Genomic DNA, 15,675 nt, shown 5'->3' on the forward strand with positions numbered 1-15,675 from the left:
CGCGCTCACTCTACCGACGGGCTGGTGCTGCGCCCGGCGGGGCGCGGCGTCCGCGCCGGGTGGGTGCGGCGTCCGCGCCGGGTGGGTGCGGATCAGGCGACGGGCGTCGCCGGCTCCTGCTCGATGCGCGGGAACAGCGGCGCCTCGAGCGGGGTGACGGTGCCGGATCCGGTCCACTCGTCGGCGAGGTCGATGCGCTGCTGGCCGACCGTGCCGGTGCCGCCGAGCGCGGTCCAGAGCTTGGCGGTGGCGCCGGGCAGCACGGGCGCGAGCAGAACGGCGAGCGTGCCGAGGCCGCGCACCGCGGTGTGCAGCACGGTCTCGAGGCGCGCGCGGCCGTCCTCCTTCTTCGCGAGGGCCCACGGCTCCTGGCTCGTGATGTAGCCGTTGAGCTCGTCGACCAGGGTCCACACGGCGGCGAGCGCCTCGTGGATCGCGAGCCGCTCGATGGCCTCGTCCGCGGTGGACGCCGCGGCGCGCGCGACGGACAGCACCCGCTCGTCGGCCTCGGTGCGCTCGTTCGCCTCGGGGACCCGGCCGTCGAAGTAGCGGCCGACCATGGCGATCACGCGGGAGGAGAGGTTGCCGAAGCCGTTCGCGAGCTCGGCCTGGTAGCGCGCGCTGAGGTCCTCCCAGCTGAACGAGCCGTCCTGCCCGAAGGCGAAGGCGCGCATGAAGTGGTAGCGGAACGCGTCGATGCCGAAGGTGTCGGTGATGGTCTGCGGCACGATGCCGGTGAGCTTCGACTTCGACATCTTCTCGCCGCCGACGAGCAGCCAGCCGTGGCCGAAGACGCGGCGGGGCGGCTCCTCGCCGAGCGCCATGAGCATGGCGGGCCAGATGACGGCGTGGAAGCGGAGGATGTCCTTGCCCACGAGGTGCGTGGCGGGCCAGCGGCGGCGGAACTGCTCGTCGTCGACGCCGTAGCCGATGGCGGTGACGTAGTTCATCAGCGCCTCGAACCACACGTAGACGACGTGGCTCTCGTCCCACGGGATGGGGATGCCCCAGTCGAAGCTGGAGCGCGAGATCGACAGGTCCTCCAGGCCCCGGCGGACGAACGACAGGATCTCGTTGCGCGCGCTCTCGGGCTGGATGAAGTCGGGGCGCTCCTCGTAGAACGCGAGGAGCCGCTCGCCGAAGTCGCTCATGCGGAAGAAGTAGTTCTTCTCCTCGAGCAGCTCGACGGGCTTCGAGTGGATGGCGCACACGAGCTGGCCCTCGAACGGACCCGTGCCCTCGAGGAGGTCGGAGGGCTGCTTGTACTCCTCACAGCCGACGCAGTAGTAGCCCTTGTACTCGCCGGTGTAGATGTACCCGGCGTCGTGGAGGCGCTGGAGGAAGACCTTGACGGACTCCTCGTGGCGGGCGTCTGTGGTGCGGATGAAGTCGTCGTTGGAGATGTCGACGGCCTCGAGCAGCGGCTGCCAGCTCTCGGTGACGAGGCGGTCGGCCCAGGCCTGCGGGGTGGTGTCGTGCGCCGTCGCCGTGCGGAGGATCTTCTGCCCGTGCTCGTCGGTGCCCGTGAGGAACCAGGTGTCGTCGCCGCGCTGGCGGTGCCAGCGGGCGAGCACGTCGGCGGCGACCTCGGTGTACGCGTGCCCGATGTGCGGGACGTCGTTCACGTAGAAGATCGGCGTGGTGATGTAGAAGGGCTCGCCGCGGGACATGGGCTCCATCCTAACGATCGGCGGGAGCGCTCCCGGCCGTGTGACCGGGGCTCCGGAGGCGGTCAGGACAGGTGGCGCTCGGCGGGTCCGTCGTACTCGGAGAGCGGCCGGATGAGCGAGTTGGACGCCCGCTGCTCCACGATGTGCGCGGTCCAGCCGACCACGCGCGCGGCGACGAACAGCGGGGTGAAGGCACGGGTCTCGAAGCCGAGGAGCGCGTAGGCCGGGCCGGAGGGGTAGTCGAGGTTCGGGAGGATCCCCGTGCGGTCGGCCATGCCGCGCTCGAGCGCGGCATACAGGTCCATGGTGCGCCGGGCGGACTCCCCCGCCTCGCCGCCCGACTCGGCCCGCACCGCGACGAGGTCGTCGAGCGCGTGCTTCATGGTGGGCACGCGCGAGTCGCCCGCGCGGTAGACGCGGTGGCCGAAGCCCATGACCTTGCGCTTCGCGGCGAGAGCCTCGTCGAGCCAGGCCTCCACCCGCGATGCGTCGCCGATCTCGTGGAGGGTCTCGAGCACGGCCTCGTTGGCGCCGCCGTGCAGCGGGCCCTTGAGCGCGCCGATGGCTCCCGTGACCGCGGAGTGCAGGTCGGCGAGGGTCGAGGTGATGACGCGGGCCGTGAACGTGGAGGCGTTGAAGGAGTGCTCGGCGTAGAGGATCAGCGACACCTCCATGGCCTTCGCGTCGGCCTCGGTGGGGCGCGCGCCGTGGACCATGAGGAGCAGGTTCTCGGCGAGGCCGAGGTCGTCGCGCGGCTCGACGGGGGCGAGGCCCTGGCGGCGGCGCTGGTCGTAGGCGATGAGCACCGGGATCTGCGCGAGCAGCCGCACGGACCGCTCGAGGTCGGCGTCGGCCGAGTGGTCGTCGGGCGCGGGATCCGCGGCGCCGATCGCGCTCACCGCGGTACGCAGGACGTCCATCGGGTGGGCGTCGACGGGCAGCGCGTCGATGATGCCGAGCACGGCCGCGGACGGCTGCCGCTCCGCGCGCTCCTGGTTCTCGAAGTGCGCGAGCTCCTCGTCGTTCGGCAGCTCGCCGTGCCAGAGGAGGTACGCGACCTGCTCGAAGGAGCAGTGCGCCGCGAGCTCCTGCACGGGGTACCCGCGGTAGAGGAGGGAGTTGGTGGCCGGCTCGACCTTGCTGATGCGGGTCGTGTCGACGACGACCCCGGCGAGGCCCTTGCGGATGTCGGCCATGGTGCTCCTTCGCGTCATGCCGCACCCGCGTGGTCGGGCGGATCGGGTCGCCTCCGGGTGCGTTCGTCACTGTATCGGGGCGCGTGGCGCGGCGGCGAGGTCCGCGGACGTCGATGCGGTGGACGCACGGCGGCGGGCTGGGGAGGAGGCCCGCGACGCCCGCACGATGACGGGCGGCTCCGCACCCGGGCCGCCGGTGGATCCGCTCGGTAGCCTCACGAGCAGGCGCACCCGAGGCGCCGCCCGCGCAGCCGCGCCGACCCGGAGGACGCCATGCCCGAGAGCACCGACCACGCCGATCCCACCGCTGACGCCCCGAGCGACGCCGCGACCGGGCCCGAGCGCTACGACGTCGCCGTCATCGGCGCCGGACCGGCCGGCACCGCCGCAGCCCTCCGCGCCGCCGAGCTCGGCGCGTCCGTCGTCGTGCTGGAGGCCGGCCGCGTCGGCGGCACGTGCGTCAACACCGGGTGCGTGCCCACGCGCGTGCTCGCGAAGACCGCTCGGCTCGTGCGCGAGGTGCGCTCCGCGGGCGAGAACGGGATCGGCGTGGGCGAGCCCGCGCCGCACTGGCCGTCGATCGTCGCGCGCGTGCATGCGCAGGTCGACCGGGTGCGCTCCCTCAAGGACGAGGCCGCCCGGTTCGAGGCGGCGGGCGTGACGCTGATCCACGAGGGCCGCGCGCGGTTCGTCGACGACCGCACGCTCCAGCTCGACAGCGGCAGGCGCATCACCGCGGGCTCGATCATCGTGTGCGTCGGCGGCCACTCGCGGCGCCTGCCCGTGCCCGGCGCAGAGCTCGCGACCGTGCCCGAGGACGTGCTCGCGCTGCCGGGGATCCCCCGCCGACTCGCCGTCATCGGGGCCGGGAACACGGGCGCGCAGCTCGTCACGGTCTTCCGCTCGTTCGGCTCCGAGGTCACGCTGCTCGACGTCGCGCCGCGCGTGCTCACGGCATCCGACGAGGCGATCTCCGAGGCCGTCGCCGACGCGTTCACCGCGCAGGGCGTGCGCGTGCGCACCGGCATCGACACCGTGACGGGCCTCACGAAGACGGGTGACGGATCCATCACCCTGCTCTGGCGCGCGGGCGACCGCCCGCAGTCCTCCAGCTTCGACGCGGTGATCATGGCCACCGGCTGGCCCGCCGATGTCGACGACCTGGGGCTCGAGGACGCGGGCGTCGAGGTGGCGCGCTCGGCGATCCCCGTCGACCGGTACCTCCGCACGCGCGTGCCGCACATCCTCGCGGTGGGCGACGCCAACGGGAAGGACATGCTCGTGCAGGCGGCCCAGTCCGAGGGCGAGGCCGCGGCCGAGAACGCGGTGCTGGGGGTCAACCGGCGGATCCCGCTGCAGCTCCTCCCGGCCGGCGGCTTCACCGACCCCGACTACGCGGGCGTCGGCCTCACGCAGGCGGAGGCCCGCGAGCGCGACAGCGCGTGCGTGGTCGCGCGGGTCCCGTTCGCCGAGGTCGACCGCGCCGTGATCGACGACCGCGAGGCCGGCTTCCTGCTGCTCATCGCCGACCGCCGCCGCGAGCTGATCCTCGGGGCGCATGCCGTGGGCGAGAACGCGGTCGAGGTGATCCAGTCGGTCACCACCGCGATGGCCGCGGGCGTCGACGTCGCGACCCTCGCACACGTGCGATTCGCGTACCCGACGTACAGCGCGATCATCGGGATCGCGGCGCGGCGGCTGCTGCAGGAGGACGAGCGGGCGGGCGAGCTGGACTGAGAGCCGGGAAAGCAACGGCAGGCATCTAAATAAACGGCGTGAGACAAGCGAAGGAATGCGATTCATCCACTCCGAGGGCTCGATCACTTTGACCCCAATTAAAACACGTCGTCCGTAAAGCACAGCTCGCGAGAAGTGATATGGAATCATGATTATCCATTTATATCCAGATTCGAACGCGTTTTACTCCGACCGCTTTCTAAAGCGCGAATACAGCACACACTTTATCGCGTTACTGGACGCCGAAGCAATCCAAGTCACTATCTCACCGATTGTAGTTCTTGAAAGCAAAAGACATGCCCTTGAGGAAGCGCAAGAAGCTATCAGGGCTATGAATCGCGCGATACGAACACTCGAGCATGAGACACAGATTGACGGCTCAATACTAAGGCACTCCATCGACGGCCTAGCATCGTCCATCGAGGACCACGCCGAGACGGCCCTGAACCCAGTCCTGGCCCACAACTCAACGCACGCCTTGCCCATGCCTGTTATATCAGTAGGAGATTTGGCACATAGAGAACTCGATAGGAAGCGTCCGTTTCTAGATAAGCCCGTCGGTACTATAGGGCTTCGAGACATGCTCATCTGGCAGAATCTTCTTGAGGCCGTCGATCCCGACTCCGACGACGTCTTCCTCTTTATTACAAAAGACAAAGGATTTCTCGACGAAAGTCAGACTCGCCTCCACGACGATCTTATTGCGGACTTGGACGAAATTGGAGTCCAATCAAATAAGGTCCGCGTGATTCCTGATATTGCACGAGCGACGGTGGAGGCGCGCCGCCTGGCGGACCTCGTGTCAGAACGAAACGCGCAACTAGAAGAGTGGATGATCTCCTATGCAGGCGAGCTGCACCAGTATCAATGGGGAACACACTTCGATGCTCAAGACGGCGGTCTAGTTGAAGGTGAAACTCAGCCCGCGACGCTTCCCCAGTACCTCGAAGATCCCCTTGTGGCGTCCGCAGAGTATCTACAGACCATTAGCATTGGAGAGGGAACGGTAGCTGAGTGCGTCGCCCTTTATGTAATCGAGTTTGATGCCCAAATGTCGACTCAAGAGTACTTTTCTGGTAGCTACCCTGACATTGAATGGTGGCACGGAGATGTAGATGATCACTATATTGGTGTCCACACCACGCGGAAGGTCCTAATTACACTACATATCGAGTACGACACAGAAGCGCAAATAGGAAGTGTTGAGGACATGCAATTTGAGTGGGCTCAAACCGACGCCCCGGAAGGCCTGAACTAAATTGTTCATCTATCCGCAGAAATTGATTCAAGCCATCTTGCATAGTTCTCATCACTAGCCTGTCGCAGCATGACTAATCACATAGCTACTCATCACCAAAATGAGCAGACGCACTCTGACGCTAAGGCCGGCAACGCATGACCGCGCTCATCGTCACGGCCCATCCCGATCCCGACTCCCTGACCCACGAGGTCGCCCGCCGGCTCGAGGCCGCGCTCGGCGCGTCCGACGGCCCCGGCGCGTCCCGTGTCACGACCGCGCACCTCGCGCAGGAGGGCTTCGACCCGGTGTTCGGCATGGCCGACCGCGGCGCGTACGCCGGCGACGCCTCCGCGCCCGCGGACGTCGTGGCCGAGCAGGCGCGCCTCGACGCCGTGGACCACGTCGTGCTCGTCTTCCCCGTGTGGTGGTGGTCGATGCCCGCGCTGCTCAAGGGCTGGATCGACCGCACCTTCATCGGCGGCTGGGCGTTCGACATCGACGATGACGGCCGCGTCCACACGCACCTGGAGCGCCTCACCGTGCACCTCCTGCCCGTGGCCGGCTTCGGTCGCGCGTCCTTCGCCCGGCACGGCTACCTCGCGTCGTTCCAGACGCAGATCGGCCACGGGATCCTGGACTACTGCGGCGCGCGCCGCGGCGTCCTGGCGTTCGTGCACGACTCCGAGTCGGGAGACCGCGACGCCGTGGGCGCCGAGGTCGAGCGGGCCGTGGCCGAGGTCGTCGCGGCGGTCGGCACCGCCTGACCGGGCCCCCGCCGCGGGGATCAGACGCCGTCGTCGATCCCCGTCATGTCGATCACGAAGCGGTACCGCACGTCGTTGCGGCGGAGCCGGTCGATCGCGGTCGCGACCTCGGCCGCGGGCAGCACCTCCACCTCCGCTGTGATGTCGTGCTCGCCGCAGAAGTCGAGCAGGTCCTGCGTCGCGGGTCGTCCGGCACTGCCCGAGGAGGCGAGCCGACGCCGGCCGCCGAGCAGGTCCATCGCCTGGACCCCGAGCGGGCCGAGGAAGCCGAGGACGCACAGCGTGCCGTCGAGGTCGAGCACGCGCAGGTAGGGACCGAGGTCGTGGGTGGCCGAGACGGTGTCGAGCACGAGGTCGAGGCTCGAGGCGGCGGCCGCCATCGCGGCGGGGTCGGTGGAGACGACCACGCGGCTCGCGCCGAGCCGCTCGGCGTCCGCCGCCTTGGCCGCGCTCGTGGTGAACACCGTCACCTCCGCGCCGAGGGCGCTCCCCAACCGCACCGCGAGGTGGCCGAGGCCGCCGAGGCCGACGACCCCGAGGCGCGCGCCCGGGCCGACGCCCGCGGCCCGCAGCGGCTCCCATACCGTGACGCCCGCGCACATGAGCGGGGCGACGGCGGCGGGATCCAGCGACGCCGGCCGGCGGTAGACGAAGGACTCGCGGACCACGTAGCGGCCGGACCAGCCGCCGCGGGTCGTGGATCCGTCGACGCGGTCGCGGCCGCCGTAGGTGAGCGTCGGGAACTCGACGCACATGTTCTCGTGGCCGCCGCGGCACATCGCGCAGACGCCGCACGAGTCGACGATGTTGCCGACCGCGACCGGGTCGCCGGGCGCGAAGGCCGTGACGGCGGATCCGACGGCCACCACCTCCCCGACGAACTCGTGGCCGGGGACGAGCGCGTCCTCCCGGCCGTGCTGGTCGAGCGCGTGCAGGTCGGAGAAGCAGACGCCGCAGTGGGTGACGCGGACGTCGACGTCGTCGGGACGGAGGTCGCGGCGCGCGATCTCGGTGGGGCGGAGCGGCAGGCCGGCCGCGGGAGACAGGAGGGCTGTGGTTCTCATGCCCTCACTCTACCTACTAGTTGGTAGCTCCCTATGCTCGACGGATGACCTCGAACGCCGACCGCACGCGCCAGCGCATCCTCGACGCCGCGACGGAGGAGTTCGCCGCCCGCGGCATCGCCGGGGCGCGCGTCGACCGGATAGCCCAGGCGTCCGGCATGAGCAAGCCGATGCTGTACTCGCACTTCGGCGGCAAGGACCGGCTGTTCGACGCGGTGTTCGCCGAGCACGTGATCGCGAACGGCGACCGCGTCCCCTTCACGGCCGACGACCTGCCCGGCTACGCGGGCCGCCTCTACGACGACTACCTCGCCGATCCCGCGCTCGCCCGCCTCGTGATGTGGAAGCGGCTCGAACGCGACGGCGCCGGGTACCTCTACCCGGGCCTCGAGGGGCACGACGCGGAGCACCGGCGCGACATCGTCGCGGCCCAGGCCTCCGGCCGGATCCGCGCGGACCTCGATCCCGACGACGTCTGGACCCTGCTCATCGCGACGGCGGCGAGCTGGGCACAGGTCTCCATCACGACGGTCGCGACGGCGGACGACCCGGCGGCCCTCCACGCCCGGCGTCGCGCGGCCCTCGCGGCGCACGTGCGCGACGGGCTCTGCGCGGGCGGAGCGACGACGGGCTGATCCGGTCCCGCGGATCCGCGCTGCTACGGGCCGGCGACCGATCGCCGCGCGCGACCCCGCTCGACCGCCGTCATCACAAAGAAGAGCGTCGTCCAGAGCACGAGGCCGGCGGCGAGGAAGATCCCGACGACCGCGAGCACGCCGCCCGCGGTGTCCGTCGGGAACCAGCCGCTGAGGAGGAGCGCGGGCAGGACGGTCACGAGCATGAGCGCGAAGTGGGCGACGGACTGCCGCGGGAGGCTCCAGCCGGGCACCTGGTAGAGGAGCGAGCCGGCGGCGGTCGCGGCGACGATGACGCCCACCGCGAGTGTCGAGCGGCCATTCGCGACCTGCCCGGAGGCGAGCAGGTGCGCGCCGATCGCCGACATGGCGACGAGCGGGATCCCGCCGAGGAGCGCGGCGCGCAGGAGCAGGCGGGGGCGGGGTGCGGCCGATGGATCCGCGGGATCGAGCATCGGCGGCGCGACCTCTCGTGCTCGTGCTCGTCGCATGGGCCCTCCGAGGACCAGTCGACCACGGGCCGCGCACGGGACGGAACTCCCGGTGAGGGGGCCGTGTCACGCAGCCCTGCGGGGATCGCCCGATCGCTACGGTGGGCATCGGCCTCCGCACCGGGTCGCATCCGCCCACCAGGGAGTCCGCCGTGCTCATCACCCTCACCTCGACCGCGCCCTCGGCGTCGGACCTCAGCCACCTGCTCCGCAAGCACCCGGCCAAGGCGCAGTCCTTCGACCTCGCGGTCGGCACCGCGCACGTCCTCTACCCGGAGGCGACCGACGATAGGTGCACGGTGGCGCTGCTGCTGGAGGTGGATCCGATCGCGCTCGTCCGCTCCACGCGCTTCCGGAGCTCGGGCGCGTCGAGCATCGCGCACTACGTGAACGACCGGCCGTACGCGTCGTCGTCGATGCTCGCGGTGGCGCTCGGGCACGTGTTCCGCACGGCGATGGGCGGCCGCAGCGAGACCTTCCCCGAGCTGGCGGCGGGCACCCTGCCGCTCCGCATCACGGTCGCCGCCCTGCCCGCGCAGGGCGGCGCCGACCTCGTGCGCGAGCTGTTCGCGCCGCTCGGCTGGCGGGTGGAGGCGACGCCCGTGCCGCTGGATCCCGCCTTCCCCGCCTGGGGCGACTCCCGCTACGTCGACCTCGTGCTCACGGGCGAGGTCCGCCTCGCCGACGCGCTCCGCCACCTCTATGTGCTGCTGCCCGTGCTCGACGACGGGAAGCACTACTGGGTGTCCGACGACGAGGTCGGCAAGCTGATGCGCGCCGGCGACGGCTGGCTCGCCGAGCACCCGTCGCGCGACCTCATCACCAGCCGCTACCTCGCGCACCAGCGTGACCTCGTGGGCGAGGCGGACGAGCTGCTCGATGCGGGGTCCGATGCGCCCACGGACGCCGCTCCCGCCACGGATCCCCCCGCGCCGCGCTCCCCCTCGCTCGCCCGCCTGCGCGCCGAGGCGGTCCATGCCGTGCTCACGGAGCTCGATGCCCGCACGGTCGCGGACGTGGGCTGCGGGTCCGGCGCGCTGCTGCGGCACCTGGTGGCCGATCCCGCGTTCACGACGATCATCGGCACCGACGTCTCCGCGTCCGACCTCGAGGCCGCGGCCCGCCGGCTCGACCTCCGCGAGGCGAGCGACCGGGTGCGCGAGCGGATCCGGCTGCTGCAGTCGTCCGCGACCTACGAGGATCCGCGCATCGCCGGCCTCGACGCGATCGTGCTCATGGAGGTCATCGAGCACGTGGATCCCGACCGCCACGCGGCCCTCGAGGCGAGCGTGTTCGGATCCGCGTCGCCCGCCGCCGTGATCGTCACGACCCCGAACGCGGAGCACAACGCGCTCTACCCGGGCCTCGCCGCCGGTGCCCTCCGCCACCCCGACCACCGCTTCGAGTGGACCCGCGCGGAGTTCGCCGCGTGGGCGGACCGCGTCGCCGGCCGCCACGGCTACCGCGTGGAGATCCGGCCCGTCGGCGACGCGGATCCCGTCCACGGCTCCCCCACCCAGCTCGCCCTGTTCCGGAAGGCCACGCGATGACCGACTCGACCGCCCCGGATCCGCTCCCCATCCCGCGCATGTCGCTCGTGCTGCTCGTCGGCGCGAGCGGATCCGGCAAGTCCACCTTCGCCCGCACCCACTTCGGCCCCTACGAGGTGCTGTCGAGCGACGTGTTCCGCGGCCTCGTCTCGAACGACGAGAACGACCAGAGCGCGACGTCGGCCGCCTTCGAGGCGCTCCGGCACGTCGCCGCGCACCGCCTCCGCCGCGGGCTGATGACCGTGATCGACGCCACGAACGTGCAGCCCGAGTCGCGGCGGTCCCTCGTGCAGCTCGCCCGCGACCACGACGTGCTGCCCGTCGCGATCGTGCTCGACGTGCCGGTCGGCGTGTGCGTGGAGCGGAACGCCGCCCGCACGGATCGCTCGTTCGGCGCCTCCGTCGTGAAGCGGCAGCACGACCAGCTCCAGCGGTCGCTGAAGGGCCTCGGCCGCGAGGGCTTCCGGAAGGTGCACGTGCTCCGCGGCGTGGACGAGATCGCCGCGGCGCGCTTCACGGTCGCTCCGCTCCTCAACGACCTCCGCCACGAGCGCGGTCCCTTCGACGCCATCGGCGACGTGCACGGCTGCCGCGCGGAGCTCGAGACGCTGCTCGGGGAGCTGGGCTACGAGATCCAGCGCGACGAGCGGGGCCGACCCGTCGACGCCGCGCACCCCGAGGGCCGGCGGGCGGTGTTCCTCGGCGACCTCGTGGATCGCGGACCCGACACCCCCGGGGTGCTCCGCCTCGCGATGGGCATGGTGCGCGCCGGCCACGCGTTCGCGGTGCCCGGCAACCACGAGGACAAGCTCGTGAAGGCGCTGCAGGGGAAGAAGGTGCAGGTCGCGCACGGCCTGGCCGAATCGCTGGCGCAGCTCGCCGAGGAGGACGAGGCGTTCCGCACGGACGTCGAGCGCTTCTGCCGCGAGCTCGTCTCGCACCTGGTGCTCGACGGCGGCGACCTCGTCGTCGCGCACGCCGGCCTCATCGTGGCGTACCAGGGCCGCGCGTCCGGTCGCGTGCGCGCGTTCGCGCTCTGGGGCGATGCCACGATCGGCGAGACCGACGAGCACGGCCTGCCCGTGCGCCGCGACTGGGCGCTCGACTACCGCGGATCCGCGACCGTGCTCTACGGGCACGTCGCGGGGGTCGGCACCGAGTGGGTCAACGGCACCATGTGCCTCGACACCGGATGCGTCTTCGGCGGCGAGCTCAGCGCCCTCCGCTGGCCCGAGCGCGAGGTCGTCGCCGTGCCCGCCGAGCGCGTCTGGTCGGAGCCGACCGTGCCGCTCGGCCGCCGGTACGCCTCGCCCTCCGCCGCCGCATCCGGTTCGGGATCCGCCGCGGCCGACGCGCGCGCCCCCGGCCTGCTCCGCATCGACGACGTGCTCGGGAAGCAGGTGGTGGAGACGCGCGCCTTCGGCCGGGTCGGGATCCGCGAGGACGCCGCCGCCGGCGCCCTCGAGACCATGAGCCGCTTCGCCGTCGACCCGCGGCACCTCCTGTACCTGCCGCCGACGATGAGCCCGCCCGCGACCTCGTCCCGCGACGACGTGCTCGAGCACCCGGCCGAGGCGTTCGAGGCGTACCGCCGCGACGGCCTGGAGCGGGTGATCTGCGAGGAGAAGCACATGGGATCCCGCGCGGTCGTGCTCCTCACCCGCGACCCCGCCCGCTTCGGCGCACCCGCGGGCTGGCGCGGCGTCGTGCACACGCGCACGGGCCGCCCGTTCTTCGACGCAGACGACACGGACGCCCTGCTCGCCCGGCTCGACGCCGCCGTGGAGACCGCCGGCCTCTGGGCGGAGCTCGACACGTCGTGGCTGCTCCTCGACGCGGAGCTGCTGCCGTGGTCGGTGAAGGCGGGGCCGCTGATCCGCGACCAGTACGCGTCCGTCGGCGCCGCCGCGACGGCCGCGCTGCCCGCGGCCGTCCGCACGCTCGAGCAGGCAGCCGCCGCCGGGATCGACGTGGCCGACCTCCTCGACCGCACGCGCGCACGCGCCGCAGACGCGGAGGCGTACGTCGCCGCGTACCGGCGGCACGCCGCGCCCTCGGCCGGCCTCGACGACGTGCGCCTCGCGCCGTTCCAGCTCCTCGCCACCGAGGGCGCGACCCACATCGCTCGCGAGCACGCGTGGCACCTGGCTCTCGCGCGGCGGCTGGCGGACGCGGATCCGGGCCTCGTCATCCCCACGCGGTCCGTCGAGGTCGACCTCGCCGACCCGGAATCGGAGGCGGCCGCGACCCGCTGGTGGCAGGAGCTGACGGACGCCGGCGGCGAGGGCATGGTCGTCAAGCCCGTCGCCGGGCTCGTCCGCGGGCGGAAGGCGCTCGCCCAGCCGGGCATCAAGGTCCGCGGGCGCGAGTACCTCCGCATCGTCTACGGCCCCGACTACACGGAGCCCGCGAACCTCCTCCGCCTCCGCGACCGCGACGTCGGCCACAAGCGGTCGATGGCGCTCCGCGAGTACGCGCTCGGCGTCGAGGCGGTCGAGCGCTTCGTCGCGGGCGAGCCGACGTGGCGCGTGCACCAGGCGGTCTTCGGCGTGCTCGCGATGGAGTCCGAGGCGGTGGATCCACGGCTGTGATCCCCGCTGCGTGTGGATGCTCCGGCGCCGGGCGGGACGCCCGCCGCTAGCCTCGCCGGGTGCCCGCCCCTGCCGCCGCCCGATCCGGCGCGGGGCGGGCTTTCACGCGCGCGGGCCACGTGCTCTCGTCGATCGCGATGGGGCTCCTGCTGGCCGTCCTCGCCCTCGGCCTCGCGCTCGACGGGTCGCTCCGCCGCCTCGACGAGCACGGCGGGCATCACGCCCCGCCGCGGTTCCCCTCCAGCGTGAAGGTGAAGACGTCCTCGTCGAACGCGCTGTAGCCCGCGTAGTCGAGCAGCTCGTAGAGGCGGGCGCGCGTCTGCATCTCGGGCACCTGGCCGGCGAGCGTGCCCTCCTCGAGGATCGCGTCGAGGCCGCGCTCAGCGGCGCCCATCGCGAGGCGCAGGAGCGACACCGGGTAGATGACGATGTTCACGCCCACGTCCGCGAGCTGCTGCGTCGTGAACAGCTCGCTCTTCCCGAACTCGGTCATGTTGGCGAGGATCGGCACGTCCACCGCCTGGCGCATCGCCTCGAACTCGGCGAGGTCCGCCATCGCCTCGGGGAAGATCGCATCGGCGCCCGCGTCCACGAGCGCGCGCGCCCGGTCGACCGCCGCGGCCATGCCGTCCACTCCGCGCACGTCGGTGCGGGCCATGACCAGCAGGTCGGGGTCGCGGCGGGCGTCGACGGCCGCGCGGATCCGCTTCAGCGCCGTCGACTCGTCCACCACCTGCTTGCCGTCGAGGTGGCCGCAGCGCTTGGGGTTCACCTGGTCCTCGATGTGGAGGCCCGCGACGCCGGCGTCCTCCAGCATCTGCACGGTGCGCGCGACGTTCATCGGCTCGCCGAAGCCCGTGTCCGCGTCGACGAGGCACGGCAGGTCGGTGACGCGCGCGATCTGCTGCGAGCGCCCGGCCACCTCGGTGAGCGTCGTGAGGCCGATGTCCGGGAGGCCGAGGTCCGCCGAGAGCACGGCGCCGGAGATGTAGACGCCGTCCATGCCCTTGTCCTGGATGAGGCGGGCCGAGAGCGGGTTGAACGCACCGGGCATCCGGAGCAGCTCACCTGACGCGAGCCGCTCGCGGAACGCGCGGCGCTTGGCGGCCGAGGTGAGGGTGGAATGCAGCACTAGAGGAGTCCCTTCGGGGAGCCGGCGCCGTCGAGGAGGCCGGGTCGTGCAGTCACGGTGAGGCCGGCGAGCTCGTCGGCGGTGAGCTCGGGCAGGCGCTCGACGAGCGCGAGGAACCGGTCGACCTCGGTCTCCTCGAGCACGCCGTCGGCGAGCGTGCGGAGCTTGGCGACGTAGTCGGCGCGCGCGAACGGCCGGGCGCCGAGCGGGTGCGCGTCGGCGACGGCGATCTCGTCGACGATGGTCGAGCCGTCCGTCAGGCGGATCTCCACGCGGCCGCCGAACGCCTTCTCCGCCGGATCCATGGAGTGGTACCTACGGGTCCACTCCGGGTCCTCGGTGGTCGTGACGCGGCGCCACAGGTCCACCGTGTCGGGGCGGCCGGCGCGCTCCGGCGCGTACGAGTCGACGTGGTGCCACGCGCCGTCCTGCAGCGCGACGGTGAAGATATACGGGATCGAGTGGTCGAGCGTCTCGCGGCTGGCGCGCGGGTCGTACTTCTGCGGGTCGTTCGCGCCGGATCCGATGACGACGTGCGTGTGGTGCGACGAGTGGATGAGGACCCGGTCGATCGCATCCGCGTCGGCGAGCACCGGGTGCGCGTGGTGCAGGCGACGCGCCAGGTCGATCCACGCCTGCGCCTGGTACTCGGCCGAGTGCTCCTTCGTGTACGTGTCCAGGATCGCCCGCTTGGCCTCGCCGCGCGCGGGCAGCGGGACGTCGTAGGAGGCGTCGGGGCCGTCGAGCAGCCACGCGATCACGCCGTCCTCGCCCTCGTAGATGGGGGTGGGGCTCGTCTGGCCGCGCATCGCCCGGTCGATCGCCTCGACGGCCATCTTCCCGGCGAAGGCCGGCGCGTGCGCCTTCCACGTGCTGATGGCGCCCTTGCGCGATTGGCGCGTCGCGGTCGTGGTGTGCAGGGCCTGGCCGATCGCCTGGAACACGGTGCCCTCGTCGAGGCCGAGGAGCGTGCCGATGCCGGCGGCGGCCGACGGGCCGAGGTGCGCGACGTGGTCGATCTTGTGCGCGTGCAGGCTGATGGCCTTCACGAGGTCCACCTGGATCTCGTAGCCGGTCGCGATGCCGCGGATCACGTCGGCGCCGGTGAGCGCGCGGCCGTCGGGGCGTCCGGCCGCGGCGGCGTGCTGCGCGGCGGCGAGGATCGGCGGGATGTTGTCGCCCGGGTGCGAGTACTCGGCGGCGAGGAACGTGTCGTGGTAGTCGAGCTCGCGCACGGCCACGCCGTTCGCCCAGGCCGCCCACTCGGCGCTGACGCGGGTGGCGGGATCCGCACCCACGACGGTCGCGCCAGCGCCGCCCGTGGACGGCCCGTGCGCGAGGGCCTGCGCGCGCGCCGCGACGACGGGCGCGCGGGTGAGCGATGCGGTCGCGACGGCCGCGTTGTCGATGATGCGGTTGACGATCATCTCGGTGACCTCGGCGTCGACCTCGACCGGGTCCGCGGCGACGGCGGCGATGCGCCCCGCCAGCTGCTCCCCGGGAGGCAGGGCCTCGTCGCTGCGGTGGACGCGGACGCGGTGGATCTGCATGCTCTTCCTCACGGTCGGGGCACCGGCGCGGAGGGCTCGGGGCCTCGTCCGCGTG

The 15,675-nt window shown here is 71.9% G+C and carries 13 protein-coding genes; 7 read left to right on the forward strand and 6 right to left on the reverse strand.

Features of this window, described 5'->3' with window-relative positions:
• Positions 1 to 92 precede the first annotated feature (92 nt).
• Both metG and FGD68_RS14165 read right to left on the reverse strand, forming a co-directional pair.
• A complete protein-coding gene (gene metG, locus FGD68_RS14160; RefSeq protein WP_119372369.1) occupies positions 93 to 1,670 on the reverse strand; it encodes a methionine--tRNA ligase in 1,578 nt (525 codons plus the stop codon).
• Positions 1,671 to 1,732: 62 nt separating this feature from the next.
• Positions 1,733 to 2,884 (reverse strand): bifunctional 2-methylcitrate synthase/citrate synthase, encoded by a 1,152-nt coding sequence (locus tag FGD68_RS14165; RefSeq protein ID WP_119372368.1) that lies wholly within the window; start codon positions 2,882 to 2,884, stop codon positions 1,733 to 1,735.
• 255 nt (positions 2,885 to 3,139) lie between these two features.
• Here FGD68_RS14165 and FGD68_RS14170 point away from each other — a divergent pair, with 255 nt between their 5' ends.
• The 3 genes from FGD68_RS14170 to FGD68_RS14180 all read left to right on the forward strand — a co-directional run bounded on the left by FGD68_RS14170 (position 3,140) and on the right by FGD68_RS14180 (position 6,607).
• Positions 3,140 to 4,603, forward strand: a complete 1,464-nt coding sequence (locus tag FGD68_RS14170) for a dihydrolipoyl dehydrogenase family protein (protein ID WP_237609588.1) — start codon at positions 3,140 to 3,142, stop codon at positions 4,601 to 4,603.
• A 148-nt stretch (positions 4,604 to 4,751) separates the two neighbouring features.
• Positions 4,752 to 5,861, forward strand: a complete 1,110-nt coding sequence (locus FGD68_RS14175; protein WP_147361716.1) for a PIN domain-containing protein — start codon at positions 4,752 to 4,754, stop codon at positions 5,859 to 5,861.
• 137 nt (positions 5,862 to 5,998) lie between these two features.
• Positions 5,999 to 6,607, forward strand: a complete 609-nt coding sequence (locus FGD68_RS14180) for an NAD(P)H-dependent oxidoreductase (RefSeq protein ID WP_119373543.1) — start codon at positions 5,999 to 6,001, stop codon at positions 6,605 to 6,607.
• 20 nt (positions 6,608 to 6,627) lie between these two features.
• On the opposite strand, the gene FGD68_RS14185 is transcribed toward FGD68_RS14180, so the two are convergent.
• Complete coding sequence (locus FGD68_RS14185; protein ID WP_237609589.1) at positions 6,628 to 7,671, reverse strand: NAD(P)-dependent alcohol dehydrogenase; 1,044 nt, start codon at positions 7,669 to 7,671, stop codon at positions 6,628 to 6,630.
• 44 nt (positions 7,672 to 7,715) lie between these two features.
• Here FGD68_RS14185 and FGD68_RS14190 point away from each other — a divergent pair, with 44 nt between their 5' ends.
• Complete coding sequence (locus FGD68_RS14190; protein WP_237609590.1) at positions 7,716 to 8,306, forward strand: TetR family transcriptional regulator; 591 nt, start codon at positions 7,716 to 7,718, stop codon at positions 8,304 to 8,306.
• A gap of 23 nt (positions 8,307 to 8,329) precedes the next feature.
• Here FGD68_RS14190 and FGD68_RS14195 read toward each other — a convergent pair whose 3' ends face one another.
• Positions 8,330 to 8,797 (reverse strand): DUF3021 domain-containing protein, encoded by a 468-nt coding sequence (locus tag FGD68_RS14195; protein WP_237609591.1) that lies wholly within the window; start codon positions 8,795 to 8,797, stop codon positions 8,330 to 8,332.
• Positions 8,798 to 8,949: 152 nt separating this feature from the next.
• Between FGD68_RS14195 and FGD68_RS14200 the strand changes: the two genes are divergently transcribed.
• Genes FGD68_RS14200 through FGD68_RS14210 form a run of 3 tightly spaced genes read left to right on the forward strand, consistent with a single transcriptional unit; the run spans position 8,950 to position 13,219 of the window.
• Positions 8,950 to 10,347 carry a 3' terminal RNA ribose 2'-O-methyltransferase Hen1 gene (locus FGD68_RS14200; RefSeq protein WP_119372933.1) on the forward strand — a complete coding sequence of 466 codons (1,398 nt, stop codon included), beginning with the start codon at positions 8,950 to 8,952 and terminating at the stop codon, positions 10,345 to 10,347.
• Positions 10,344 to 12,938: a polynucleotide kinase-phosphatase gene (locus tag FGD68_RS14205; RefSeq protein ID WP_119372932.1), complete on the forward strand. Its 2,595-nt coding sequence runs from the start codon at positions 10,344 to 10,346 to the stop codon at positions 12,936 to 12,938. The genes FGD68_RS14200 and FGD68_RS14205 overlap by 4 nt, the downstream gene beginning before the upstream one ends.
• 59 nt (positions 12,939 to 12,997) lie before the next feature.
• On the forward strand, positions 12,998 to 13,219 hold the full coding sequence (locus tag FGD68_RS14210; protein ID WP_147361648.1) for a hypothetical protein: 222 nt from the start codon (positions 12,998 to 13,000) through the stop codon (positions 13,217 to 13,219).
• Here the strand turns inward: FGD68_RS14210 and prpB are convergent.
• Complete coding sequence (gene prpB, locus FGD68_RS14215; protein WP_119372931.1) at positions 13,156 to 14,070, reverse strand: methylisocitrate lyase; 915 nt, start codon at positions 14,068 to 14,070, stop codon at positions 13,156 to 13,158. The genes FGD68_RS14210 and prpB overlap by 64 nt on opposite strands.
• On the reverse strand, positions 14,070 to 15,620 hold the full coding sequence (locus FGD68_RS14220) for an MmgE/PrpD family protein (protein ID WP_119372930.1): 1,551 nt from the start codon (positions 15,618 to 15,620) through the stop codon (positions 14,070 to 14,072). The genes prpB and FGD68_RS14220 overlap by 1 nt, the downstream gene beginning before the upstream one ends.
• Between the last annotated feature and the right edge of the window lie 55 nt (positions 15,621 to 15,675).

The sequence above is a fragment of the Clavibacter californiensis genome (genome assembly GCF_021952865.1).
GTDB lineage: Bacteria > Actinomycetota > Actinomycetes > Actinomycetales > Microbacteriaceae > Clavibacter > Clavibacter californiensis.